Annotated in this window: 20 protein-coding genes; 5 read left to right on the forward strand and 15 right to left on the reverse strand. The window is 73.9% G+C overall.

Annotated elements, in window-relative coordinates; translation table 11 throughout:
- The first annotated feature begins 73 nt into the window (after positions 1-73).
- A complete protein-coding gene (locus ABZ877_RS19940; RefSeq protein ID WP_361072737.1) occupies positions 74-1,210 on the forward strand; it encodes a GAF domain-containing protein in 1,137 nt (378 codons plus the stop codon).
- 33 nt (positions 1,211-1,243) lie between these two features.
- Here ABZ877_RS19940 and ABZ877_RS19945 read toward each other — a convergent pair whose 3' ends face one another.
- Complete coding sequence (locus ABZ877_RS19945) at positions 1,244-2,062, reverse strand: RNA polymerase sigma factor SigF (protein WP_361072741.1); 819 nt, start codon at positions 2,060-2,062, stop codon at positions 1,244-1,246.
- A 272-nt stretch (positions 2,063-2,334) separates the two neighbouring features.
- Between ABZ877_RS19945 and ABZ877_RS19950 the strand changes: the two genes are divergently transcribed.
- Positions 2,335-2,769 (forward strand): CBS domain-containing protein, encoded by a 435-nt coding sequence (locus ABZ877_RS19950; protein ID WP_361072744.1) that lies wholly within the window; start codon positions 2,335-2,337, stop codon positions 2,767-2,769.
- A gap of 73 nt (positions 2,770-2,842) precedes the next feature.
- On the opposite strand, the gene ABZ877_RS19955 is transcribed toward ABZ877_RS19950, so the two are convergent.
- Complete coding sequence (locus tag ABZ877_RS19955; protein WP_361072747.1) at positions 2,843-4,465, reverse strand: ATP-binding cassette domain-containing protein; 1,623 nt, start codon at positions 4,463-4,465, stop codon at positions 2,843-2,845.
- 94 nt (positions 4,466-4,559) lie between these two features.
- Here ABZ877_RS19955 and ABZ877_RS19960 point away from each other — a divergent pair, with 94 nt between their 5' ends.
- Together ABZ877_RS19960 and ABZ877_RS19965 are read left to right on the forward strand one after the other, a co-directional pair.
- Complete coding sequence (locus ABZ877_RS19960) at positions 4,560-6,074, forward strand: phosphatase PAP2 family protein (protein ID WP_361072751.1); 1,515 nt, start codon at positions 4,560-4,562, stop codon at positions 6,072-6,074.
- A 121-nt stretch (positions 6,075-6,195) separates the two neighbouring features.
- On the forward strand, positions 6,196-7,032 hold the full coding sequence (locus ABZ877_RS19965) for a class I SAM-dependent methyltransferase (RefSeq protein ID WP_361072754.1): 837 nt from the start codon (positions 6,196-6,198) through the stop codon (positions 7,030-7,032).
- A gap of 742 nt (positions 7,033-7,774) precedes the next feature.
- Here the strand turns inward: ABZ877_RS19965 and ABZ877_RS19970 are convergent.
- The 7 genes from ABZ877_RS19970 to ABZ877_RS20000 all read right to left on the reverse strand — a co-directional run bounded on the left by ABZ877_RS19970 (position 7,775) and on the right by ABZ877_RS20000 (position 14,726).
- Positions 7,775-8,770, reverse strand: a complete 996-nt coding sequence (locus ABZ877_RS19970; protein ID WP_361073059.1) for an SRPBCC family protein — start codon at positions 8,768-8,770, stop codon at positions 7,775-7,777.
- Positions 8,771-8,801: 31 nt separating this feature from the next.
- Complete coding sequence (locus ABZ877_RS19975; RefSeq protein WP_361072757.1) at positions 8,802-9,482, reverse strand: DNA primase; 681 nt, start codon at positions 9,480-9,482, stop codon at positions 8,802-8,804.
- 58 nt (positions 9,483-9,540) lie between these two features.
- The gene (locus tag ABZ877_RS19980) at positions 9,541-10,314 is read right to left on the reverse strand and encodes a GvpL/GvpF family gas vesicle protein (RefSeq protein WP_361072760.1); all 774 of its coding nucleotides are present in this window, start codon (positions 10,312-10,314) and stop codon (positions 9,541-9,543) included.
- On the reverse strand, positions 10,311-10,712 hold the full coding sequence (locus ABZ877_RS19985; protein ID WP_361072763.1) for a gas vesicle structural protein GvpA: 402 nt from the start codon (positions 10,710-10,712) through the stop codon (positions 10,311-10,313). Before ABZ877_RS19985 ends, ABZ877_RS19980 begins: the two co-directional genes overlap by 4 nt.
- A gap of 324 nt (positions 10,713-11,036) precedes the next feature.
- Complete coding sequence (locus ABZ877_RS19990; protein WP_361072766.1) at positions 11,037-12,893, reverse strand: transketolase; 1,857 nt, start codon at positions 12,891-12,893, stop codon at positions 11,037-11,039.
- Positions 12,890-14,236: an NAD(P)/FAD-dependent oxidoreductase gene (locus ABZ877_RS19995; protein ID WP_361072769.1), complete on the reverse strand. Its 1,347-nt coding sequence runs from the start codon at positions 14,234-14,236 to the stop codon at positions 12,890-12,892. Before ABZ877_RS19995 ends, ABZ877_RS19990 begins: the two co-directional genes overlap by 4 nt.
- 130 nt (positions 14,237-14,366) lie before the next feature.
- Positions 14,367-14,726, reverse strand: coding sequence for a phage holin family protein (locus ABZ877_RS20000; protein WP_361072771.1), 360 nt, complete (start codon positions 14,724-14,726; stop codon positions 14,367-14,369).
- 86 nt (positions 14,727-14,812) lie between these two features.
- Between ABZ877_RS20000 and ABZ877_RS20005 the strand changes: the two genes are divergently transcribed.
- Positions 14,813-15,172 (forward strand): VOC family protein, encoded by a 360-nt coding sequence (locus ABZ877_RS20005; protein ID WP_361072774.1) that lies wholly within the window; start codon positions 14,813-14,815, stop codon positions 15,170-15,172.
- On the opposite strand, the gene ABZ877_RS20010 is transcribed toward ABZ877_RS20005, so the two are convergent.
- The 6 genes from ABZ877_RS20010 to ABZ877_RS20035 all read right to left on the reverse strand — a co-directional run bounded on the left by ABZ877_RS20010 (position 15,169) and on the right by ABZ877_RS20035 (position 23,459).
- A complete protein-coding gene (locus tag ABZ877_RS20010; protein ID WP_361072777.1) occupies positions 15,169-17,178 on the reverse strand; it encodes a DUF5107 domain-containing protein in 2,010 nt (669 codons plus the stop codon). The genes ABZ877_RS20005 and ABZ877_RS20010 overlap by 4 nt on opposite strands.
- An 86-nt stretch (positions 17,179-17,264) precedes the next feature.
- Positions 17,265-17,816 (reverse strand): GNAT family protein, encoded by a 552-nt coding sequence (locus ABZ877_RS20015; protein ID WP_361072780.1) that lies wholly within the window; start codon positions 17,814-17,816, stop codon positions 17,265-17,267.
- 33 nt (positions 17,817-17,849) lie between these two features.
- Positions 17,850-18,092, reverse strand: a complete 243-nt coding sequence (locus ABZ877_RS20020) for a LapA family protein (RefSeq protein ID WP_361072783.1) — start codon at positions 18,090-18,092, stop codon at positions 17,850-17,852.
- Positions 18,093-18,187: 95 nt separating this feature from the next.
- Complete coding sequence (locus tag ABZ877_RS20025; RefSeq protein WP_361072786.1) at positions 18,188-20,005, reverse strand: CocE/NonD family hydrolase; 1,818 nt, start codon at positions 20,003-20,005, stop codon at positions 18,188-18,190.
- 539 nt (positions 20,006-20,544) lie between these two features.
- Positions 20,545-21,474 carry an LD-carboxypeptidase gene (locus tag ABZ877_RS20030; RefSeq protein WP_361072789.1) on the reverse strand — a complete coding sequence of 310 codons (930 nt, stop codon included), beginning with the start codon at positions 21,472-21,474 and terminating at the stop codon, positions 20,545-20,547.
- Positions 21,471-23,459 carry an LpqB family beta-propeller domain-containing protein gene (locus ABZ877_RS20035; protein WP_361072793.1) on the reverse strand — a complete coding sequence of 663 codons (1,989 nt, stop codon included), beginning with the start codon at positions 23,457-23,459 and terminating at the stop codon, positions 21,471-21,473. Before ABZ877_RS20035 ends, ABZ877_RS20030 begins: the two co-directional genes overlap by 4 nt.
- Between the last annotated feature and the right edge of the window lie 71 nt (positions 23,460-23,530).

The following is a 23,530-nucleotide window of genomic DNA, read 5'->3' on the forward strand; positions in this document are numbered from 1 at the left end:
GCCTCCTCCCACTACCTACCGCGCTTGCCCCGGGTCCGTCCCGGAAAACAGCCGCGCGGGATAGGTTCGCGGCATGCCGCGGATGGAGTACTTCGGTGACTTCGGTGAGGAACTCACGGACTTCGCGCGCCGTGTCGCGGAGCTGAAGGCGGCCCGCGCCTGTCCCGCGCACGAACTGCCCGCCGTGCTCGACGCCGCCCTCTTCGAACTCGACCACGCCGTGCGCCGGCTCTGGCCCCGGCAGGAGAGGACGCGGGCCGCGGAGACCGGCCCGAGCCGTACGGCGGCCGCCGACCGGCAGGAGCAGCAACTGCTGCGGGCCGTGTTCCAGCGGCTGCCGCTTGCGGTGGCGCTCGTGGACCGCGAGTCGGTGGTGCGCCGTCTGAACTTCGCGGCGACGACGCTGACCGGCGTACGGGCCGGGTACGCCACGGGCCGCCCGCTGACCGGGTTCCTGGCGCACGCCGACCGGGCGGCGCTGCGGTCGCAGGTGGCGGCGGTGGCGCGGGGCGAGGGCGACCGGGGTCTGACGGTGCACCTCCAGCAGAATCCGCGGGCGGCGATCAGGACCTCCCTGACGGGCCTGCGTCCGGGCAGCGAGCGGCACACCACCGTGCTGGTCCTGTTGCAGCCCGAGGGCGACGACCCGCCCGTGGCGCCCCCGCCGCCGGGCACGGGGTCGGTCCCCGACCTGGCGGAGGCGACACGCCACACGGCGCTGCTGGACCTCGTGGACCTGATGGCGCGTGAGCTGATCGGCGCTCCTGTCGGCGACCCGGACGAGGCGCTGCGCCGCGCCGCGCGGACGCTGTACGGGCGGTTCGCGGACTGGGTGATCGCGGACCGGGGCGCCGCGCGCGTGGTCCGTACGGCCGTGCTCGGCGCCGACGCGGACGCGCTCCGCGACATCGCCGCTCAGGACCCCGCGGCGAGCCCCCTCGTGGTCGAGGCGGCGCGCGGCGGTTCACCGGCGCTGCTGGTGCGTCCGGAGGACCCGGGGGCGCTGGGCGAGGACGCGTCGGGCGCGCCGGTCCTGGTCCGCGCGGACGTGACGTCCCTGTTGTGCGTGCCGCTGGTCGCGGCGCCCGGCGAACCGGTGCAGGGCGTGCTCACCCTGTTCCGGTCCGCGGGGCGGCCCGCGTTCTCCCTGGCGGAGGCGCGGGCCGTGGACGTGATGTCACGCCACGTGGCGCTGGCGATGCGCAGATGACGTACGCGGATGTTGATGACGTACGCGGACGGCTCAGGCCGCGTCGGCGAGCACCTCGTCCCGCAGCCGGTCGCAGCAGCGCGAGATCAGCCGCGAGACGTGCATCTGCGAGATGCCGAGCTGCTCGGCGATGCTGCTCTGCGTCATGTCGCCGAAGAAGCGCATGTAGAGGATCTGCCGCTCCCGTTCCGGCAGCGCCGCGATGCGCGGTTTGACGGCCTCGCGGTCGATGACGGTGTCGAGGGCCGGGTCGGCGCCGCCGAGGGCGTCGGAGAGCGAGTAGCCGTCGTCGCTGCCCGGCAGCTCCGCGTCGAGCGAGAGGGCGGTGAAGCTCTCCAGGGCCTCCAGGCCGGTGGCCACCTCGTCCTCGGTCAGGTCGGCGTGCTCGGCGATCTCGGGAACGGTCGGGGCGCGCCCCGTGATGTTCCCGGCCAGCTCCTGCTGTGCGAACCGGACCCGGTTGCGCAGGTCCTGCACGCGGCGCGGCACGTGCAGCGTCCACATGTGGTCGCGGAAGTGGCGCTTGATCTCGCCGGTGACGGTGGGCACGGCGTAGCTCTCGAAGGCGTTGCCGCGCGCGGGGTCGTAGCGGTCGACGGCCTTGACGAGGCCCATCGCGGCGACCTGGCGCAGGTCGTCGTAGGACTCGCCGCGGTTGCGGAAGCGGCCGGCGAGGCGCTCGGCCATGGGCAGCCAGGCCTCGACGACGCCGTGCCGGAGCTGGTCGCGGTCGGGTCCGTCGGGCATGTCGGACAGCTTGGCGAACGCTTCGGCCGTGTCGGGCGCGTCGTCGTGCGGATGGCGTCGGCCGGGCTTCACCGGGTTCACGGGTGCGCTGGTGCGCGTACGCATGGATCGCAACTCCCCTGGAGGTGCTTTGGGGTTCGGTGGTCACCGAGGGAGAGGGAGTCGCGCGCGTCGCTACACGGCCACGGGCACACCCGGGGTCGATACCGGGCGGTATCTCTCCCACGGACGTGCCTCCAGTCCGAAGCACTGTCCTACGCCTGCCCTCCAATCGAGGGAGCAAACGCATAACCCTTCGACCGAGGGGTACTGCGCCGGGCACCGTGTTGCCCGGCCGAGGCGGCCGGGCACGTCCGAGGGCGGAGGGGCCCACAGCCATGGCCGATCTGGTGAGGGAAGTCATGAGGCCGGGCGCGGCGGCGGTGCGCCCGGAGGCGTCGCTCGTCGAGGCAGCCCAGTTGATGCGGGCGCAGGACATCGGTGACGTCCTGGTCGCGGAGGGCGGCCGTGTCCTCGGGGTGCTGACGGACCGGGACATCACGGTGCGCGCGGTCGCCGAGGGGGCGGACCCGCTGACGGTCAGCGCGCACGCGGTGTGCACCCCGGCGACGGTTGTCGTGGGCCCGGAGACGGTGGTGAGCGCGGCGGCGGCGCTGATGCGGGAGCACGCGGTGCGGCGCCTGGCGGTGGTGGAGGGGGGCCGCGCGGTCGGCATCGTCCGCATGACCGACCTGCTCCCCCCGCCGCCCCGGCACGCCCCGGGCCCCGCCCACCGCCCGGACCCGCGCGCGGGCTCGGCCGGGGCGGGCTAGGGCCTGTCGGCGTACGGACCGGGCGGCGTACGACCGGGCGGCGTACGACCGGTCGACGATCGTGCGGGGACGGTCAGCGTGCCCGTTCCACCCGCCGTTCGTCCCAGACCGGCTCCTGCGTCTCGCGGACCTTGCCGTCGGTGCCGAAGACGAGGTAGCGGTCGAAGGAGCGGGCGAACCAGCGGTCGTGGGTGACGGCGAGGACCGTGCCTTCGAACGCCTCCAGGCCCTCCTGGAGCGCTTCGGCGGACTCCAGGTCGAGGTTGTCGGTGGGCTCGTCGAGCAACAGCGCGGTGGCGCCCTCCAGTTCGAGCAGCAGGATCTGGAAGCGGGCCTGCTGGCCGCCCGAGAGGCGCTCGAACTTCTGCTCGGCCTGCGCGGTCAGCTCGTAGCGGCGCAGCAGGGACGAGGCGGCGCCGCGGTCCTTGGCGTGGTCGCGCCACAGGATGTCGAGGAGGGTGCGGCCCTGGAGCTCGGGGTGGGCGTGGGTCTGGGCGAAGTGGCCGGGGACGACGCGGGCGCCGAGCTTCCAGTTCCCGGTGTGCGCCACCGAGTCGTCGCCCGCGAGCAGGCGCAGGAAGTGCGACTTGCCCGAGCCGTTCGAGCCGAGGACGGCGACCCGTTCCCCGTAGAAGACCTCCAGGTCGAACGGTTTCATCAGACCGGTCAGCTCAAGGTTCTCGCAGGTCACGGCCCGGATGCCGGTCCTGCCGCCCTTGAGGCGCATGGTGATGTCCTGCTCGCGCGGCGGTTCCGGCGGCGGCCCGGCCTCCTCGAACTTGCGGAGCCTCGTCTGCGCGGCGGCGTACCGGGACGCCATCTCGTGGCTGACGGAGGCGGCCTGGCGCAGGTTGATCACGAGCTTCTTCAGCTGGGCGTGCTTCTCGTCCCAGCGGCGGCGCAGCTCCTCGAAGCGGGCGAAGCGCTCGCGCCGCGCCTCGTGGTAGGTGGCGAAGCCGCCGCCGTGCACCCAGGCGTCGGCGCCGCCGGGGCCCGGCTCGACGCTGACGATCTTCTCGGCGGAGCGGGCGAGCAGCTCGCGGTCGTGGGAGACGAACAGAACGGTCTTGCGGGTCTCGCGGAGCTTCTCCTCCAGCCAGCGCTTGCCGGGCACGTCGAGGTAGTTGTCCGGCTCGTCGAGGAGGAGGACCTCGTCCTGGCCGCGCAGGAGCGCTTCGAGGACGAGTCGTTTCTGCTCACCGCCGGAGAGCGTGCGCACCTCGCGGAACTGCGCCTTGTCGTAGGGGACGCCGAGCGCGGCCGTGGTGCACATGTCCCACAGCGTCTCCGCCTCGTACCCCTGTGCCTCGGCCCAGTCGGCGAGCGCCTGCGCGTACGCCATCTGCGCGGCCTCGTCGTCGACCGTCATGATCGCGTGCTCGGCCTTGTCGACGGCCCGCGCGGCCTCGCGGATGCGCGGCGACGACACGGAGACGAGGAGGTCGCGGACGGTCGTCTCATCGCGCACGGAGCCGACGAACTGGCGCATCACGCCGAGCCCGCCGCTCACCGTGACGGAGCCGCCGTGCGGCTGGAGCTCGCCGGAGATGAGCCGCAGCAGCGTCGTCTTGCCCGCCCCGTTCGGCCCGACCAGGGCGACGACCGCGCCCTCGCCGACACGGAAGGAGACGTCACCGAGCAGCGCCCGCCCGTCCGGCAAGTAGTACTCGAGGTGCGCGGCTTCCAGATGTCCCATGGTTCCGCATTCTGGACGGCTGTGCGGGTGACGGGCAAACGAATAGCGGGTGCGCGGCTGGGTGCGGCCCCTGCGGCGGGGTAGTCGTCGTGGCATGTGTGCCGACTTCGACATCTCCAAGCTGCCGAGAGCCGCGGAGGAAGCGCCGCGCCCCGGGCCCTCCCTGCGCGGCCGACTCGCCTCCCTCGACATGCGCCTGTTCGAGACCGCCGCCGAGCGCCGCTGGCCCGGCGCCGAACGGGTCCTGCCCGCCCTGAGCAAGGCCGCCAACCACGGTGTGCTGTGGTTCGGCGTGGGCGCCGCGCTCGCGGCGACCGGCTCGCCGCGCGCCCGCCGGGCCGCCATGCGCGGCATCGCCTCACTGGCGGTCGCGTCCGCCACCATCAACACGATCGGAAAGCGGTCGGTGCGCAGGTCGCGGCCCGCGCTCGACGCGGTGCCGATAGTGCGCCGGCTGAAGCGGCAACCGTTCACGACGTCGTTCCCCTCGGGGCACTCGGCGTCGGCGGCGGCGTTCGCGACGGGCGTCGCCCTGGAGTCGCGGGGCTGGGGCGCGGTCGTCGCCCCCGTCGCGTTCTCGGTGGCGGCCTCGCGCGTCTACACGGGCGCGCACTTCCCCGGTGACGTGATCGCGGGCGCGGCGCTCGGGGTGGGCGCCGCGTTCGCCGTACGGGGCCTGGTGCCGACCCGCGACCAGATGCCGTCCCCGGGGCGCCCGCTGGTCGAGGACGTGCCCGCGCTCCCCGACGGCGAGGGCCTGGTCATGGTCGTGAACACGCAGGCGGGCACGCCGGAACGGGTCAAGGTGCTGCGGGACGCGCTGCCGCTCGCCGAGTTCGTGGAGTGCGAGGGCGCCGAGATCCCGGAGGCCCTTGAGAAGGCGGCCAAGGGCGCCCGCGCGCTCGGCATCTCGGGCGGCGACGGCTCGGTCAACACGGCCGCGCAGGTGGCCCTGAAGCACAAGCTGCCGCTCGCCGTGCTGCCCGGCGGCACCCTCAACCACTTCGCGTACGACCTCGGCATCGAGGACGCGGGCGATCTCGTCCGGGCCGTCGTCGGCGGGGACGCGGTCGCGGTCGACGTCGGCCGGTTCCGCTCGGACAAGGCGTCCGGCATCTTCCTCAACACCTTCAGCCTCGGCGTCTACCCGGAACTGGTGCGCGAGCGCGAACGCTGGTCCGGCCGGATCGGCGGCCGCCTGGCCGATGTCGTAGGAGCCGTGCACGTGCTCCGCCGCGACCACCCGCTCGAAGTCCACGTCCACGGTGAGAAGCGCCCGCTGTGGCTGCTGTTCGCCGGGAACTGCACCTACCGGCGCATGGGTCTGACGGCAGGCCGCCGCGCGGACCTGGCCGACGGTCTCCTCGACGTCCGCACGGTCAGCGCGGGACGCCTGCCCGGCGTACGGCTCCTCGCGGCGGCGCTGTCCGGGCCGCTCTCCCGCTCCCCGTTCCACTCCGCGACCCGGCTCACCAAGCTGCACGTGGACGGCATCTCGCCGGGGACGCCGCTCGCGTTCGACGGTGAGGTCATCGAGTGCGGGCGGGAGTTGACGGTGGACAAGATGCACGAGGCGCTGCGCGTGTACCGCCCGCTGACCATACTGTGACGCGACCCCGCGTCCATCATTCAAGACGGGTATCTCACGATCCGGCCGGGCGGCGTACGTTGATGTCGTCGCCCGGGGCGTTCGCCCCGGGCGCGTCGTCGCACCGTGAAGGGATCGGATCATGCCCTCGTCGCAGGAGACCGCCGTGTACACCCACGGCCACCACGAGTCCGTGCTGCGTTCGCACACCTGGCGCACCGCCGCCAACTCGGCGGGCTACCTGCTCGGCTCGCTCAAGCCGCACATGAGGATCCTGGACATCGGCTGCGGCCCCGGCACGATCACCGCGGACCTCGCGGCGCTGGTCCCGGACGGCCACGTCACCGGCGCCGACCACGCCCCCGGCATCCTGGACCGGGCGCGGGCCACGGCCGCCGAACGGGGCCTGACCAACGTCGAGTTCACCACCGCCGACGTGCACGCCCTCGACTGGCCCGACGACACGTTCTGCGTCGTCCACGCCCACCAGGTGCTCCAGCACGTCGGCGACCCCGTCCAGGCCCTCCGCGAGATGCGGCGCGTCACCAAGCCGGGCGGCATCATCGCCGTACGCGACTCCGACTACGCCGCGATGACCTGGCACCCGCAGACGCCGGGCATGACGGACTGGCTCGACCTGTACCGCCGCGTGGCCCGCGCCAACGGCGGCGAACCGGACGCGGGCCGCCACCTCAAGTCCTGGGCGCTGCGCGCCGGGTTCGCGGCGTCGGACATCACCGCGACGGCCGGTACGTGGTGCTACGCGGCCCCCGACGAGATCGCCTGGTGGAGCGGCCTGTGGGCCGACCGCACCGTCGCCTCGGCCTACGCGGACCGCGCCACGAACGGCGGCCACGCGACCCCCGACCAGCTCACGGCGGTGTCCGAGGCGTGGCGGGACTGGGCCCGGCACGAGGACGCGTGGTTCGCGGTACTGCACGGGGAACTCCTGTGCCGCAAAAACGCTGCCGCTGGGTGACCCGGACATGCGCGGCCCGGGGCTCCTGTGGCGGGCCCCGGGCCGCACATGGTTCGGGCGCCTTGGCCGAGCGGGCGGGCCTGCCGTGGCGGGGCGCCGGGCCGCACATGGGTCGGGTGCCATGGCCGAGCGGGCGGGGCTGCCGCGGCGGGGCCCCGGGCCGCACATGGTTCGGGCGCTATGGCCGAGCAGGCGGGGCTGCCATGGCGGGACCCGCGTCGTACCTGAGGCGGCCGCCGGGCGTGGTGCCCGGCGGTCGCATCACGCGCGACGCGGTCATCGGGTGCCCCGGCGAAGGTGCCGGCACCGTGGCGGCTCGGTCGAGCGGGCGGGGCGCGCAGCGGGCGGGAGCCGGACAGGCGCGGGCGGGCTGCCGTGGCGGGGGCCCGCGTCGTACCTGCGGCGATCACGGGCGTGGTGCCCGGCGGTCGCATCACGCGCGACGCGGTCATCGGGTGCCCCGGCGAAGGCGCCGACACCGTGGCGGCTCGGTCGAGCGGGCGGGGCGCGCAGCGGGCGGGAGCCGGACACGCGCGGGCGGGCTGCCGTGGCGGGGGGCCCGCGTCGTACGTGATGCGGCCGCCGGGCGTGGTGCCCGGCGGTCGGATTACGCGCGGCACGGTTCTCGGGCGGCCCACCGGCGGAGGCGCCGATGTCTTGGGCGCCTCCGCCGGTGGGCGGAGCGTGCCCGCGTCGGCCTCCGCACGCAGCGCGGCGTGGCCGCTGGGCGGGGCGGGCCCGGTCAGCGGCGGGCGGCGCCTGCGTGTGCCGGGCGGCGGTCCGGCTCGTCGGCTTCGTCCTCGTACTCCGGCTCCTCGTCCTCCGGCTCGCCCTCCTCCTCGTCCGCGCCCTCGTACTCCTCCTCGTACGTGTCGTCGTCGCTCTTCTCCTGGAGTTCGTGCTCCCGGCCCTCTTCCTGGTCCTGCTCCTGCTCTTGTTCCAGGGCGTCCTCGTGGGTCCTGGCCACCTCGCCGTCGCGGATCTCGCCGCGCCACGCGTCGGTCGCCTCACCGCGGAGCGTCACGAAGCGGGCGAAGTTCTTGAGGTCGAGGCGGGCGCGGCGGCCCTGGGCGCGCCAGATGTTGCCCGTCTTCTCGAAGAGGCCCTTCGGGTAGTACTCGATGATCAGCAGGACCCGGGTGAGGCGGTCGGCCAGCGGATGGAAGGAGACGATGCCCTTCGTCGTGCCCTTGGCGCCCTCGGAGGTCCACTGGATCCGGTCGTCGGGAAGCTGCTCGGTGGTGTGCGCCTTCCAACTGCGGTTGGACCAGAACACCTTGAGCTGCCAGTCGGAGGTGGTGTCGTCGGCGCGGCTCGCGCTCTTGACGCCCTTGGCGAAGGTGGAGAACTCCTGGTACTGCGTCCACTGGTCGTAGGCCGTGCGCAGGTCCACGCCGATGTCGACGAACTCCAGGATGACGGTGGGCTTGTTGCCCGCGCCGCGCTTGCGCCCGCCCCCGCCGCCGAGGCTCTTGAACGCGCCGACGGCCTTGTCCTTGAGACGGCCCGCGCCCAGTTCGACCGCGGCGCGCATGGGGCTCTTGCCCTCGGCGATCTTGCGGCCGCCGTCGAGCGCGAGCTTGGCGAATCCGGGGCTGTTGCCCTCGGCGATGTCGGTGAGCTTGACCGTGGTCTCGCCCAGTTTGCGGCCGACGCCGACGAGCATGCGTTCGGTCTGGGCCGCGAGGTAGCTCTGGAACTCCGCCTTCAGACGGTCGACGGCCTCGCTCTGCGCCATTCCGCCGAGCGCTTTCGTGGGGTTCGGGGAGTCAGCCACGGCCGCGCGCCCCCTTCGCGGTGCGGGTCGCGCCGGACGCCGTCTTCTTGGCAGCCGTCGTCTTCTTGGCGGCCGTCGTCTTCTTTGCGGCCTCCCGGCCCGAAGTCGTCTTCCCGGTCGCGGTGCTCTTCCTCGCCGGGGCCTTCTTCGCCGTGCTCGCCGCGCGCGTCGTCTTGCGGGCGCGCCCGTTCGACGACGAGGGCTTCTCCTCGCGCGGGGCGTCCCCGTCCCGCTCCTCGTCCCTGTCTCGCCCCTCCTGCTCCTCCTGCTCTTCCTCCTGCCGCCCGCGGCGCCCCCGCCCCAGGCCGTCCTTCACCCGCTCCCCCGCGTCCCGTACGTCGTCCGTGTCGGGGGTGACGCCCGCGATGCGGTCCTGCACGCCCTGGGTCCGCGCGTGCAGGCGTCCGGCGAGGCCGTTGAGCTGGCGTTCGACGAGCGCGCCGGTCGCGGCCGTGCCGACGCCGCGCAACTCCTCGCGCAGCTGGTCGCCGACCTCCTTGAACTGCGGGTTCTTGTCGAGCTGCGTGGTGACGAACTCGGCCAGCGCGCTCGGGCTCAGCTTCAGCCGCTTGCCCGCGACCATCGTGCCGACGGCGAACGCCAGCTTCATCTTCTTCGTACGCCCGAGGACGTATCCGGCCCCTACCGCGAGGCCGAGAGCTGCTCGGTTCACTTGCCCCTCCTGAGCTGTGCCGGTCTGCCTGGTGTCGTCCCGTGCCTCACTGGGTGCCTCACTCAGTGCCTGACTCCGTGCCTGACTCCGCGCCGACGGGCGCGGACGGCCCTGGTTCGACGAAGCTGTACGGCGGAAGCGGCCCGTTGACCCGGAGCTCCAGGTGCGGGTGGTCGCGGCGGACCGTCTCGACGGCCGCGAGGAAGTGCTCGGCCGACGCCCGGTCGACGAGGAACGAGACGTTGGCGAGCCACCCGCTGCGCGCCGGACCCGTCGAGACCGCCTCGGCCGACGGTTCGAGGAGCTGCTGCACGGCGACGGCGTCCTGCGCCTCGCGCGCCTGCACCGCGGCCACGACCAGCTCGCCGAGGCGGAGCTTCTCCTCGTGGCTGCCGCCGCCCGCCCGTCGGTTGGCCTCGGCCAGGGTGCGGACCTCGGGGCTCTCGGACATCACCCGGTGCAGGACGGCCTCTTCGTCGTGCTGGGCCTTGACGTTGTACTCGACCTTGCCGTCGAGCGCGCCCAGCCGCTCCCGGTAGTGGTCGGCGCGTTCGGCGAGCACGGTGGCGACGGCCTCGTCGTCGGGCGCGAGGCTGCCGAAGCGCAGGGGCAGGACGGGGCCGCCTGCGCCCGCCTCGGCGAGCACGTTCTGGTGGGCGAGCAGGTCGCGCCGCTTGGGCCGCAGCCCGTCGGGGGCGTCGCTGACGAGGGCGACGAGCGGCCCCGCCTCGACGAGCCTGACCTTGCAGGCCGGGTCGCCGATGCCTTCCATGCCGTCCGGGAGCGAGGGGTGGCCCGCGGCGGCGATGCCGTAGATGTACGTGCCGCTCATGCCTGCTCCCTCCGGCGCCGGGTGCGCCCGGACTCGCTCTCCTCGCGGCCTTGGCCGATGGAGTCGGACAGGGTCTCGGCGGCGCCGGACAGCGCCCCCTTGGCCTTGTTCCGGTCGCCGCTCGACTCGTCCGATCCGCCGATGAGGTCCGGCAGCCCGGCGCTGCGGTGGGGGCCCGCTTCCAGGTCGAGGCGGTTGCACGCCTCGGCGAAGCGCAGGTACGTGTCGACGCTGGCGACCACGACCCGGATGTCGATCTTCAGGATCTCGATGCCGACCAGCGAGACACGGACGAACGCGTCGATGACGAGTCCGCGGTCAAGCACGAGTTCGAGTACGTCGTACAGGCCGCTGGTGCCGCCTCCGCCGCCTGATTGCTGTGCAGGGACCACGCTCATGGGGAGCCGCCCTCCTTGGACTGGTTCGGTCGCGCTCGGTCCTGGCTCCGGCTGCCGCGGGCCGCGACGTGCGGTGCCCGGTCCTGACACGACGACGGGCCGGCCGCCGCCTGGTCAGGCGCGGTCCGGCCCGCCCCGCACGTCGCGGCGCGTCACGGCAGCCTCGGCATCCGAGTCACCGCTCAGTTCCTGGGCAAACCTCAACTTCCGCCGTGCGTACGGGTTTTACCCATGCTCCTTTACGTGCGTGCGTCAGGGCTCGATGTCCTGCCGCACTACGCGCGTGCGTCAGGGCTCGTTGTCCTGCCGCACTACGCGCGTGCGTCAGGGCGCGATGTCCTGCTCCACGAGGAGTGCGACGGCGGCCACGATGCTCGCCGCGTCGATCCCCGCGGCCCGCAGTTGCTCCTCCGGCTTCGCCGAGCCGGGCATCTGGCGGACGGCGAGCCGGACCAGGCGCGGCGTGGGCACGCCGTCGTCGAACGCCTCGGCCACCGCGTCGCCGAGGCCGCCCTGCGCGCGGTGGTCCTCGACGGTGATCAGGCAGCCGGTGTCCCGGGCGGCGTCGCGCAGGGTGGTGCGGTCCACGGGCTTCACCGAGTACAGGTCGATGACGCGTGCGGCGATGCCCGCCCCCGCCAGTTCGTCGGCGGCGCGCAGCGCCTCGTGCACGGTGACGCCCGCGGCGACGACGGTGACGCGGTCCTCGTCACTGGAGCGCAACACCTTGCTGCCGCCGACGGGGAACTCCTCGTCCGGCGGGTAGATCACCGGTGTCTTCCCGCGCGAGGTGCGCAGGTAGCGGATGCCGCTCAGGTCGGCCATGGCGGCGACGAGCCGTGCGGTCTGGTTGGCGTCGCACGGGTACAGGACGGTCGAGCCGTGCACGGCCCGGAACATGGCGAGGTCCTCCAGGCCCATCTGGGAGGGCCCGTCCTCGCCGATGGCGGTGCCGGCGTGCGAGCCGGTCAGGTTGAGCCCGGCGCCGCTGATGGCGGCCATCCGGACGAAGTCGTGGGCGCGGGTGAGGAACGCGGCGAACGTGGACGCCCACGGCTGCCAGCCGCGCGCCGCCATCCCGACGCTCGTGGCGAGAAGCTGTTGCTCGGCGATGTAGCACTCGAAGTACCGCTCGGGGTGCTCCTTGGCGAAGTACTCGGCGCGGGTGGAGTCGCCGACCTCGCCGTCGAGGGCGACGACGTCGCCGCGGGCGGTGCCGAGCGCGGTGAGCGCGGAGCCGTAGGCGTCGCGGGTGGCGGCCTCGTCGCCGGTCTCGTAGCGGGGCAGTTCGAGGTGGCCGTTCTGCACGGAGTGCAGGGCGCGGGCGGCGGGCGGTGCGGCGATCTCGACGCGGGCGCCGCGGTCGCCGCCCAGTTCGGCGATGGCGTCCTCGGCGTCGGGCAGCGGTTTGCCGTGCAGGCCCTCGCGGTCCTCGACGGCGGCGACGCCCTTGCCCTTGAGGGTGCGGGCGAGGATGGCGGTGGGCTGCCCGGCGGTGTCGCGGGCCTCGGTGTAGGCGCGGTCGACGGCGGCCACGTCGTGCCCGTCGATCTCGATGGTGTGCCAGCCGAACGCCTGGAAGCGGCGGGCGTAGGCGTCGAGGTCGTGGCCGTGCCGGGTGGGTCCGCGCTGGCCGAGCCGGTTGACGTCGACGGTGACGGTGAGGTTGTCGAGGTGCTCGAACCCGGCGTGCTCGGCGGCCTCCCAGATGGAGCCCTCGGCGAGTTCGCTGTCGCCGCACAGGACGTGGACGCGGTAGTCGGTCCGGTCGAGGCGCTTGCCCGCGAGGGCGATGCCGACGCCGACGGGCAGGCCCTGGCCGAGCGAGCCCGTGGCCGTCTCCACCCAGGGCAGGCGCTGCGGCGTCGGGTGCCCTTCGAGGCGGCTGCCGAGGGTACGGAAGGTGAGCAGTTCGGCGTCGTCGATGGCGCCGGCCGCCTTGTACGCGGCGTAGAGCAGCGGTGAGGCGTGGCCCTTGGAGAGGATGAAGCGGTCGTTGCCGGGGTGGGCGGGGCGCGTGAAGTCGTAGCGGAAGTGGTGGGCGAAGAGCACGGCCACCAGGTCGGCGGCCGACATCGACGAGGTCGGGTGGCCCGACTGGGCGGCGTCCGCCGCGCGCACGGCGTCGACCCGCAACTGCTGGGCCAGTTCGTGGAGCTGGGTCTCGCTGAGGGTGGTCATGGGGTGGTGCCTCCTTCGGAGGGTGACGGGGTCCTCGGGGCGTCGCCGGGGGTGCGGGCGGGCTCGGGTGCGGCCGTCTCCAGGGGGACCGAGCCGGAGCGGACGAGGCCGAGCTGCACGGCCTGGCGGGGCAGCAGGGCGTCGAGCAGCCAGTCGGCCGTGACCCTGACGCGGTTCCCGGGGAGCGCGGCCAGGTGGTAGCCGCGGGTGACGGCGCCCGCGAACGGCCCGGACAGCGGGACGCCGAGGGGGTTGGCGGCGGCCTGGGCGCCGCCGAGGTCGACGACGAAGCCGAGGTCCTTGTGGCGGTAGGCGCGGCGCATGCCCCGGCCGAGGGACGCGGCGACGTTGCGCCCGGCTGTGCGCCCCTGCCGCCAGGCGTGCTGTGCGGTCATCGGCGTGTACGTGCCGGGCTTCTCCAGGTCGGGCACGGCGGCCGCGTCGCCGCACGCGTACACCTCGGGGTGTCCGGGGACGGCGAGGAACGGGTCGACGAGCAGCCGCCCGCGCTCCATCGGCTGCCCGAGCGCGGCGACGAGCGGGTCCGGGCGGACGCCGACGCACCACGCGAGGGTGCGGCTGGGGACGAACTCACCGTCGCTCAAGCGCACCCCTTCCCTGGTCGCCTCCTGGACGGACGTGCCGGTGCGCACCTCGACGCCGCGTTCCCGCAACACCCTGCCCGAGGTGCGGGAGAGCCGCTCGTCGAGCTCCGGCAGGACGCGCGGCGCGATGTCGAGCAGCAGCCAGCGCGGCCGGTCCCGCCCGCGGGCGAGCGCGTCGGTCAGGAGCTGCCCCTGCGCGGCGACCTCGGTCCCGGTGTAGCCCGCCCCGGCGACGACGAACGTGCGGCGGGCCCGCGCCTCGGCCGGGCCGGACGCGACGGCGGCCAGCTCGATCTGGCGTGTCACGTGGTCCCGCAGGTACAGCGCCTCGGCGAGGCTGCGGAAGCCGTGCGCGTGCTCGGCGATCCCGGGCACGGGGAGCAGTTTGTTGACGCTGCCGACGGCGAGCACGAGCCGGTCGTACGTGAGGCTGCCCCGCTCGCCCTCGGGGCCTGTGTAGCGCACGGTCCGCGCGTCGAGGTCCACGGCGTCGGCCTTCCCGAGGACGAGCCGGACGCGCGGCGGCAGCGTGCCGGTCAGCGACACGGTGACGCGGCGGGGTTCCAGGCTGCCCGCGGCGACATGGGGCAGCAGCGGCAGGTACAGGAAGTAGTCGGTGGGGTTGAGCACGGTGATGTCGAACGGGCGTACGGCGCCGCGCGCGGCCCGGGCCAGGGTGCGCGCGGCCCGGTACCCGGCGAACCCGGCACCGACGATCAGAACACGCGAGCGGCTCACGGTCTCCTCCCGAATCCCGGGTCCCGGTCCTGGGACATGGTGGGTGGAGCTTCCCGCGTCCCCCGGCTCGGGGACAGCCAAACGGGGGCGTTCTACGCTCGCCGGACTACGTGCGCCGCGCCCCCGGCGGCTACGGGGCGCCGGCCGACGGGGGCTCCGCCGGCATCGGCGGCGCCGCCGGCAGCGTGGGCCGCTTCGGGCGGGCCGCCCGGCGCAAGGCATACGCGGTGACGCCCAGGACGGCCGCGACGACCAGGGCGGCGGCCCAGTCGGGCATCCCGAGGGCGAGGACAAGGCCAAGGGCCAGTGCCAGCGCGGCGCCCGCGTAGAGCGCGGTCGCGGCGGCGCCCGCGTACAGCGTCGCCGTGCGCCTGCGCTTGCGGGCGCTCTCCCGCACGGCCTCGCCCAGCTCGGCCCGCAGCGTCTCCTGGACGGCCCGGCGCACCTGGCCGGTGAGTTCGTCGCTCAGTCGCTGGTCGATGCGTTCCATGGTGTCCGGATACCCGGACCGTGTCCCGGGTAACGAGCGGCCGGAAGTGATCACGTCCGGACGGCGCGTCAACTAGGCTCGTCCGTATGGAGATTCTGGGCACTACGCTGCGCGTCTGCGTCGAGGACCTGGAGTCCTCAGTGACGTTCTACGAACAGCTCACGGGCAGCAAGGCGATGCGCTTCGAGCGCGGCGGGGTCGCGGTCGCCGCCGTCGGCTGCTTCCTCCTCATGAGCGGACCCGAGCACGAGCTGGAGGTGCTGCGCAAGGTGTCGGCCACGATCGCCGTCCATGACGTGGACGAGGCGCACGCGGTCCTGATGTCGGCGGGCGCGAAGGTCGTCGCGGGCCCGGTCGCCACCCCGGCGGGGCGCAACCTCATCGCGCTGCACCCCGACGGCTCGATCTTCGAGTACGTGGACCGTCAGGTGACGACCGGGTCCTAGCTCTCCCGGTCCTCCGGGTGCTCCGGGTCCTTGGGCGCGGGGCGTCTGCGGAAGTCGTAGCGGGCGGGCAGGGGTTCGCCCGGTGCGACGCGCGCCCACAGCTCGCCGAGCACCTCGGCGCCCTCGCGCAGGTCCGCGACCTCGAACCCGGCCTCGAAGACGCCCCGCGCGGCCTCCACGTCGCCCTCGGCGAGGAGGAGCCGGACCTCGATGAGGCGGAACCGGCCGCGCTCCCGCGTGGCCGCGTGCAGCCCGTCCCAGACGCGCCGCGCCTGGGCGACCCGGTCCACGGCGAGCAGCGCCTCGATCGCCTCGCGCCCGAGCGCGGCCGTCGCCGTCACCCACGCCTCCCCCGCGTCCCGCCGCTCCGCGCACAGGTCGTCGAAGGCTTCGGCGTACCGGTCGGCGGCCCGCTCCAGGTGCCCGTCGGTGGCGTCGGCCACCGCGAGGCAGCGCAGGAACGGCCAGTCGGACGCGGCCAGTTCGAGGCCGCGCTCCCAACTCCGCACGGCCTGCGCGCGGTCGCCCGCGTGCCACTGCGCGACACCCAGGTGGTACTCGGACAGCGGCCGGGCGGGCGCCGTCTCCAGCATGTCCCGCCAGGCGGGCGCGGTGAGCGTGGGCCCGGGCGCGCCGACCCGGCGCGGTTCGGGGAAGACACCCGTCTCCAGGAGCTCCCGCCAGGGCGCCTGCTCCTCCCCCAGCGTCGACTCGTCGAACGGCGTCCCGGCCGGCTTCCACCCCGTACGCAGCACTTCGAGCGCGCCCCACCCGGACCCGACGGCGAGCCGCTGCCCCGGTTCGGAGTCGGCGTGCGGCCGCCACGCGTCGTACATGGCTTCGACGCGGGCGCGCGGCAGCGCCTGTTCGAGCCGCGTCTCGACCTCGCCGACCGCCCCGGCCCAGTCATCGGCCGCGTGCACGGCCGCCGCGTCGGTGTCCAGCGGCCCGTACGCCTCCAGCCAGCTCAGCTCGCCCTCCGCCTCCAGCCGTACGTGCTCCAGCTGCGTGCGCGCGAGGCCCGCCTGGATCTCCGCGTAGCCGCCGGTGCCGGGCTCGGTCAGCCACTCCTGCCAGCGGCGGCCACCGCGCCCGCTGCCCCACAGGAACAGTTTCCGGCCACGCAGCACATCCGTCGACGTGTGGACGAGCCCCTGCCCCGCGTCGTCGAGGGCGGTGATCCAGCGGCGCCGCCCGTCCTCGATCTCGTAGAAGTAGTCGGCGGAGTATGCGCTGTTCAGGGGGTACGTACGGTCGACGCCGCCGTGCTCGGGCACGGGGACGCGGCGCAGCGCCCGCTCGTAGCCGAAGTGCCAGGCCTCGCGCGCCGGGGCGAGCACCCGGCGCTCCTCGGGCACGGCGATGTTCGACCACCAGTACACGGGCGCGGGCTTCTCGTGCGGATTGCGGACGCGGACGCCCACGTAGAGGAAGTCGGAGCCCTCCGGGAGCCACAGGTCGACCTGGAACGGCAGGTCGCGCAGGCGCTCCCACTCCCACAGCCGCACCATCTCCGTGCCGTCGGGCGCGGTGGTGCGGGCGGCGTGCAGGGGCGCGCAGGAGAGCGTGGAGTGGCCGGTGGCGCCGATGTTCCACTCGATGCCGCCGGAGAACCAGGCGCCGTTGAGCGCGAAGGCGGCGGGCTGGAACACGGGGTTGCGGTAGAGGAGTTCGCGCCCGGTCGGCTTGTGGAACAGGGACGCGATCCGGCCACCGAGTCCGGGCAGCACCGTCACCCTCAGGCGGTCGTTCTCGATGACGACGGTGTCGAGGTCGAGGGGCGCCCGGTCGCGCCCGTAGCCGTCACGTATCCGTTCGGGCAGGACGCTGCGCAGCGGCTCGTAGCCGAGCTGGCGGGCCATGTCGAGGGGCAGGCTCTCCCTGGCCCGCTCGTTCAGCTCGTAGGTCTCGTGCGCCTCGGTGAGGGGCCGCAGCGGCGGCAGCGGGTTGACCGGGCCCGGTGCCGCGCCCGGCAGCGTCAGTACCTCGCGTCGTACGACGGTCATGGCGGCCTCCCGGTGTCGCGGGGCGCGGCCCGCCCCCGATGACCATGGAACAGGGTGGACGCCGAGCTGACCAGGGGCCGCCCCGGTCAGGATTGCGCAAAGGCGGCGCCGGTCATCTCCGTGGTCAGCGCCCACCGCTCGTGGTCGCGCCAGGCCCCGTCGACGAAGAGGAAGTCCGGGGAGTAGCCCTCCAGGCGGAAACCGGCGCGGCGGGCGAGCGCGAGGGACGCGGCGTTGCCGGGCTGCACGTTGATCTCGAGGCGGTGCAGCCCGAGGGTTCCGAACGCGTACCGGACGACGAGCCCGAGCCCCTCCGTCATCAGCCCGCGCCGGGCGGCGTGCGCGAAGGCGCCGTAGCCGAGGGTGCCGCTGCGGAAGCCGCCCAGGACGATGTTGTTGATGTTGATGTACCCGGCGATGGCGCCGCCGTCGCGCTCGCACACGAGGAGGCCGTGCCTCGTCGGGTCCTCGACGAGCTGTCCCGCGTACGCGGCGAACGCCTCCCCCGTCAGCGGCGGGAAGAGCCAGGGCCGGTGCAGCTCCTGGCTCTCGCGGGCCCGCGCGGTGAACTCGTCGGCGTCGGCGAGGGCGATGTGGCGCAGCGCGACACGGGGTCCTTCGAGCAGGTGAGCGGCCATCGAACCACCCTACGCAGACGACCGCGGCCAGCCCTATCTACGTCTCCTGCCGACGGCGTAGCCCCCGCAGACGGCCCCGATCACGGCGACCGCCAGGAGGGCCATGTAGAGCGGCATCGTGACCTCGGGGACGAGCAGCCGGATCCTGACCTCGCGGGTGTTCTCGAAGATGAAGACCACCACGGCGACGGCCAGGACCAGGACGGCGATCCTGGCCGGGGTGAACGCGCCGGAGCCGCCGCCCTTGTCGGAGCTCACGCTGTCCTTCGGGCTCATCGTGGACCCTTCCGTCGCCGTCTCTTCGCCCAGCATGGGCGGACAGCGGGCGATCGCGCAGCGGCCGGGGCCCGTACGGGTGACGGCGGGGCGGGCTACCGGCCGACGACGGGCAGCTCCACCGTGCCCGCCTTCCCCGGCGCGCTCGCGACCGTGACCGGCTTGATCCCCTTGTTGCCGCCGTACGCGTCGTCGCTCGCGGCGATCACGAACTGGATGCGGTGCCCCTTCTCGTAGCGGTGCACGATGCCGGGGAGCGTGACGGTGAAGGGGCGCGTGACGTCCGGGACGCGGACCGGGGCGACCAGCCGGTGCACGAGCGTCTTCGTGCCGTCCGGCGCGACGTCGTACACCTTGGCGAACAGGACGAGCTTGTCGGCGGCGTCGGCGGAGCGCTGCGCGCGCTCGGCCCTCGGCGAGATCACCTTCAGCGTCGCCTTCGGAGCGCCGACGACATCGGTCGCGGTGGCCAGCGGCTCCGTGGTCCAGTCGAGGTAGGTGCCGCGGGTGTCGCGCGGGGCGGGGTCGGAGGCTCCGGTGAGCCCGGCGAGGGAGGACTCGGAGTGGCTGGTGGGGAACGGCCAGTTGCTGTACGTACGGCTGCCCCTGGCCACCTTCTTCGCGTTGTCGACGAGTTTGCCGTCGCCGGACAGATACAGCTTCTTCGAGAGGCCGGGGAGGGTGGGGGCGGTGGCGTAGGCCGTGGCGGGGTCGTCGGTCCAGTCGCGGTAGTAGGCGAAGGCGGGTCCGGTATCGGTGCCCTTGTGGTGGCGGAGGTAGCGGTCGAACCAGGCGAGGATCCGCCTGCCGACGTAGCTGGTCTCCAAGTTGTCCCGACCGAAGTTGAGTTCACCGCTTTCGGGGTCGGTGCGTCCGCCGCTGTGGCCCCAGGACTGCCAGATCATCTTGGCCGGGGTGCCCTGCGCGCGCAGCGTCTCGTAGTTGGCGGTCGCCTCGTTGAGGTTGAACAGGCTGTCTGCCTGCCCCTGCACGAGCAGCGTCGGCGCCTTCACGTCCTTCAGGTACGAGACCGGGGACACGCCGCGCGCGTAGTCGAGCAGCGCCTTGGTGGTGTCGGCGGGGTAGCGACCCGAGTTGAGCGTGCGGATCGTCGCGCAGGCGTCGTCCACGAAATGCAGGCAGGGGAGGCGGTTGACTCGGGAGGGGTCCAGCGCGGGCTGGAGGAGCGGCTGCCCCTCGCCCATCAGGAAGAACGCGTTGGTCCACTGCCACTTGAAGACGCCGGGGACGTCCCGGTCGGCGGCGTTCTGCGGGGCCAGCGAGTAGGCCAGGTCGTTCCAGGTGATCATCGGGACCAGCGCGTCCACCCGGTGGTCCACGGCGGCCGTCGCCAACTGGATCGCGCCCCCGTACGAGCCGCCGATCATGCCGACGCGCGGGTCGCCCCTCCTGTCGGCCGTCACGTAGTCGACCGTGGTGCCGTCGTCGGCGGCGCGGGTACCGGCGAGGAAGTCGACCAGGGCGGAGGCGGCCGTTCCGTCGATGCGGGGGTCGTTCAGGGAGATGAGGCAGCCGGACTTGCCGAACCCGAGCCCCGAGTAGGCCAGTCCGACGTAGCCGCGCCGCGCGAACGCCCTGCCCGTGGCGTCGGTGGAGCCGTCCGACTTGCTGCCGCCGAAGCCGTTGGTGGTGAGGACGGCGGGGGCGGGGTGCTCGGCGTCGGTCCCGGCGGGGCGGTAGAGATCGGCGTCGATGACACATCGGCTGCCGCCGGTGGGGACGGTGAACTTGAGGGGGGTGACGGTGTAGGTGCGGGGTGTGGGTGGGGCCGGGGCCGGGGTCGGGGCTGTGGTTGCGGCTGAGGTGGGGGTGGTCAGGGTGAGGGGGACGAGGAGTGCGGCCGCGCCGAGGGTGCCGAGGGTGCCGAGGGCTCTGGGGACGGCTCGGGACACGTTGGCCTCCACGCGGGTTGTACCGACCGGTAAGTTTGGGGCGTCGTCATGGTGTGACACGTGTCAGGGGGTGGTCAATGGGTGGGCGGGCGTTTTCGGTGCGGGTGGTCCATTCGCCGTACAGGGGGCGGGGCGTTCTTGGGGTGCGGGTGTCGTGATGGCTGGTCGCGCCGTTCCCCGCGCCCCCAGGATGCGCACTCCGTGCGCCATCCCATCGGATCTCGGGTGCGGGTGTCGTCGTGGTTGCTCGCGCAGTTCCCCGCGCCCCTGAGATGCGCACTTCGTGCGCCATCCCATCGGATCTCGGGTGCGGGTGTCGTCGTAGTTGCTCGCGCCGTTCCCCGCGCCCCTGAGATGCGCACTCCGTGCGCCATCTCGGGGGCGCGTCATCTGCGTCGGCCGTCACAGGGGTGTGGCAGCGGCCGTGGGAAGGCGCGGCGGAGCCGCTTGCCTTCAGGGGCGCGGGGAACTGCGCGAGCGGGCACGGCGGCGGCGCGGGCGCGAGTCGACAATGAGCCGGCACACGCGTGCGTCGCGCCTCACCTCAACGCCGGCACATCCAGCGTCAGCGTCAACGCCCCGGCGTCCAACCGGCCCGCCACCCCGAAGGGCACCGTCAGCGCCCCCTCCCCGTGCCCGAACCCGAACTCCTCCACCACCGGCACCCCGACCCCGCCCAGCCGATCCACCAGCACCCCGCGGAGCGCCTCGCACTGCGCCCAGGAGCCGAGCACGATGCCGCCGACCCCGTCCAGCCACCCCGCGCGGAGCAACTGCGTGAGATACCGGTCGACCCGGTACGCCTCCTCGCCCACGTCCTCCAGGCACAACAGCCCACCCCGCGCGGACGGCCGGGCCCCCCGCACTCCGGCATCCGCGGCGAGCAGCGACAGGCACCCGCCCAGCGTCACGCCCCGCGCGACCCCGGGCACGAGAACCCCCGCGCCCTCGACACCCCGGATCACCTGAACGGACTCGGGTTCGAAGAGCGTGGCCCGCAAGTGGTCCTGCGCCCGCGCGTTCTTCAGGAAGTCGGCCGCCGCGACCATCGGCCCGTGCAGGGTCGAGACGCCCAGCCGCACCGCGAACGCCTCGTGCAGCGCGGTGATGTCGCTGTACCCGACGAACACCTTGGGCCGCGCCGCCCGCATCGCGGCCCAGCCGAGCAGGTCGACCATGCGCTGGGCCCCGTAGCCGCCCCGCGCGCACAGCACCGCGTCGAACGAGGGGTCGCACCAGGCCCGCTGCAGATCGGCCGCCCGGTCCGCGTCCGACCCCGCCAGATAGTCCAGCTCCGGGTGGACGTCCAGGACGTGCGGCATGACGACCGGGTCCAGGTCCCAGCCCCGCAGGAGGTCGAGCCCGGCCTGCAACCGGTCCTCCGGCACGGGCCCGCTCGGCGCGACGACGGCGACCCGGGCCCCGGGGACGAGACGCGGGGGACGGATCGACGACGCCGCGGCCGTCACTTGGTGAGCTCCAGCGTCGGAACACCGGGCACGTCGAGCCGGAACACCTGCGCGTACAGGGAGAGCTCCGCCTCCAGTGCCCGCACCATCGTCTCGGCCCGCCGGAACCCGTGCCCCTCCCCCTCGAAGGCGATGTACGCGTGCGGCACCCGCCGTCCCTCGCTCTCTACCTGTTCGAGGAACCGCTCACACTGCGCGGGCGGGCAGATCACGTCGTCGAGTCCCTGGAGGAGCAGGAAGGGCGCCGTCAGGCGGTCGGCGTGTTCCGCCGGTGAGCGTTCGGCGTAGCGCGCGGGGACCTCGGCGAGCGGGCCGACGAGCGTCTCCAGGTACTGCGACTCGAAGTCGTGGGTCTCGCCGCTGCCCCAGGCGGTGAGGTCGAGGATCGGGTAGATCACCGTGCCGCAGGCGTAGACGTCCGTGCTCGTGAGGGACGCCGCGCTCGTCCAGCCGCCCGCGCTGCCGCCGCGCATGGCGAGCCGGTCGCGGTCGGCGGTGCCCTCGGCGGCGAGGGCGAGGGCGACGGCCGCGCAGTCCTCGACGTCGACGACGCCCCACTGTTCGCGCAGCCGGTTGCGGTACGCGCGCCCGTATCCGGTGGAGCCGCCGTAGTTGACCTCGGCGACGCCGATGCCGCGCGAGGTGAAGTAGGCGATCTCCAGGTCGAGGACGAGCGGGGCGTGGCTGGTCGGGCCGCCGTGCGCCCAGACGACGTACGGGGGCAGCTCCTCGTCGGGCGCGGCGTGCGTGGGGCTGTGCGGCGGGTAGATGTGGGCGTGGACGGAGCGGCCGTCGGGGCCCTCGAAGGTGCGGATCTGCGGTTCGGGGTAGTACGCGGGGTCGACGGGGTCCTGGTGCGCGGCGCCGATGACGCGGGCGCGCCCGGTGGCGGTGTCGAGCTCGACGACCTCGGGCGCGGTGCGCGGGCTCGCGGCGACGCCGACGACGCGTGTGCCGTGCACGGCGAGCGAGGAGGACCAGTCGGTCCAGGGGCCCGCCGTGTCGACGACCTCGCCGGTCTCCGGGTCGAGGACGCCGAGCGCGGTGGCGCCGACGCCGTGCACGACGGCGACGAGCCCGGCCTCCAGCGGCTTGAACCAGCTCAGGCCGATCTTCCACAGCGGCCCGCCGAACTCCTCCTCGCGCGGGCACAGCGGCCGGGCCGCGCCCAGGTCGGCGTCGAGCCGGTACAGGTTCCACCAGCCGCTCGCGTCACCGGAGTAGAGGAGCGTGCCGTCCGGCGCCCACTCCGCCTGGCAGATCGACTCCTCGGGGCCGCCCGCGACGGTCCGCGCGGGGCCGAAGGTGCCGTCGTCCGTGACGTCCGCGACCAGCAGCTCCGTGCCGTCCCAGGGCATCCGCGGGTGGTCCCAGGCGATCCACGCCGCGCGCCGGCCGTCCGGGGAGAGCCGGGCGCCGGTGACGAAGCGGTGGGTGCCGTCGCTCAGTTCCCGTACGGCGGTGCGGTCCTCGGCGGCCGAGCCGTCGAGCGGGACGGCGGCGACCACGCGCCGCACGTCGGTGGGGCCCTCGCCGGTGAACTCCTCCAGGACGCACCACAGCTCGCCCCGGTCGAGGTGGAGCCGCGGGTCGGCCCAGCGCAGCCCGCCGCCGACGGCCGAGACCGGGGTGAGCGGGCGCGGCTCGGCTCCGGGGGCCTCGGGCTCGTACGCGTACAGGCGCTGATCGGCGAAGTTCACGAAGACGAGGAGCGGGCCCTCGGGGCGGTCGGCGCCGGCCCAGGGGCGGCCGCCGTACTCGATGACGCGGCTGCGCACGTTCCACGGCGCGGGCAGGACGGACTGCTCCGTGCCGTCGGGCCTGCGGCGCACGAGGGCGCGGCGGCCCGCCTCGGTGGGCCGTGGCTCGGTCCACCAGGGCTCGTCGCCGACGAACCCCACGTACTCCGGCCTGCCGTCGTGCGCCGCGGCCAGCGCGGCGTCGATCGGCGACGGCCAGGAGCCGTGGCCTCGCGTCTGCACCATGTCGTCCCCGCCCCCCATTTACTCCGGACCCTCCATGTTCTTCGTGTCCTCCGTCTTTTCCTAGTGCGTCG

The organism is Streptomyces sp. NPDC046939 (assembly GCF_040644575.1).
In the GTDB taxonomy this organism is placed as follows: Bacteria; Actinomycetota; Actinomycetes; order Streptomycetales; family Streptomycetaceae; genus Streptomyces.

Coding starts and splice junctions, on each gene's coding strand:
- ABZ877_RS19940 (WP_361072737.1), top strand. CDS start 74: ATGCCGCGGATGGAGTACTTCGGTGACTTCGGTGAGGAACTCACGGAC.
- ABZ877_RS19945 (WP_361072741.1), bottom strand. CDS start 2,062: ATGCGTACGCGCACCAGCGCACCCGTGAACCCGGTGAAGCCCGGCCGA.
- ABZ877_RS19950 (WP_361072744.1), top strand. CDS start 2,335: ATGGCCGATCTGGTGAGGGAAGTCATGAGGCCGGGCGCGGCGGCGGTG.
- ABZ877_RS19955 (WP_361072747.1), bottom strand. CDS start 4,465: ATGGGACATCTGGAAGCCGCGCACCTCGAGTACTACTTGCCGGACGGG.
- ABZ877_RS19960 (WP_361072751.1), top strand. CDS start 4,560: ATGTGTGCCGACTTCGACATCTCCAAGCTGCCGAGAGCCGCGGAGGAA.
- ABZ877_RS19965 (WP_361072754.1), top strand. CDS start 6,196: ATGCCCTCGTCGCAGGAGACCGCCGTGTACACCCACGGCCACCACGAG.
- ABZ877_RS19970 (WP_361073059.1), bottom strand. CDS start 8,770: ATGGCGCAGAGCGAGGCCGTCGACCGTCTGAAGGCGGAGTTCCAGAGC.
- ABZ877_RS19980 (WP_361072760.1), bottom strand. CDS start 10,314: ATGAGCGGCACGTACATCTACGGCATCGCCGCCGCGGGCCACCCCTCG.
- ABZ877_RS19985 (WP_361072763.1), bottom strand. CDS start 10,712: ATGAGCGTGGTCCCTGCACAGCAATCAGGCGGCGGAGGCGGCACCAGC.
- ABZ877_RS19990 (WP_361072766.1), bottom strand. CDS start 12,893: ATGACCACCCTCAGCGAGACCCAGCTCCACGAACTGGCCCAGCAGTTG.
- ABZ877_RS20000 (WP_361072771.1), bottom strand. CDS start 14,726: ATGGAACGCATCGACCAGCGACTGAGCGACGAACTCACCGGCCAGGTG.
- ABZ877_RS20005 (WP_361072774.1), top strand. CDS start 14,813: ATGGAGATTCTGGGCACTACGCTGCGCGTCTGCGTCGAGGACCTGGAG.
- ABZ877_RS20010 (WP_361072777.1), bottom strand. CDS start 17,178: ATGACCGTCGTACGACGCGAGGTACTGACGCTGCCGGGCGCGGCACCG.
- ABZ877_RS20015 (WP_361072780.1), bottom strand. CDS start 17,816: ATGGCCGCTCACCTGCTCGAAGGACCCCGTGTCGCGCTGCGCCACATC.
- ABZ877_RS20020 (WP_361072783.1), bottom strand. CDS start 18,092: ATGAGCCCGAAGGACAGCGTGAGCTCCGACAAGGGCGGCGGCTCCGGC.
- ABZ877_RS20035 (WP_361072793.1), bottom strand. CDS start 23,459: ATGGTGCAGACGCGAGGCCACGGCTCCTGGCCGTCGCCGATCGACGCC.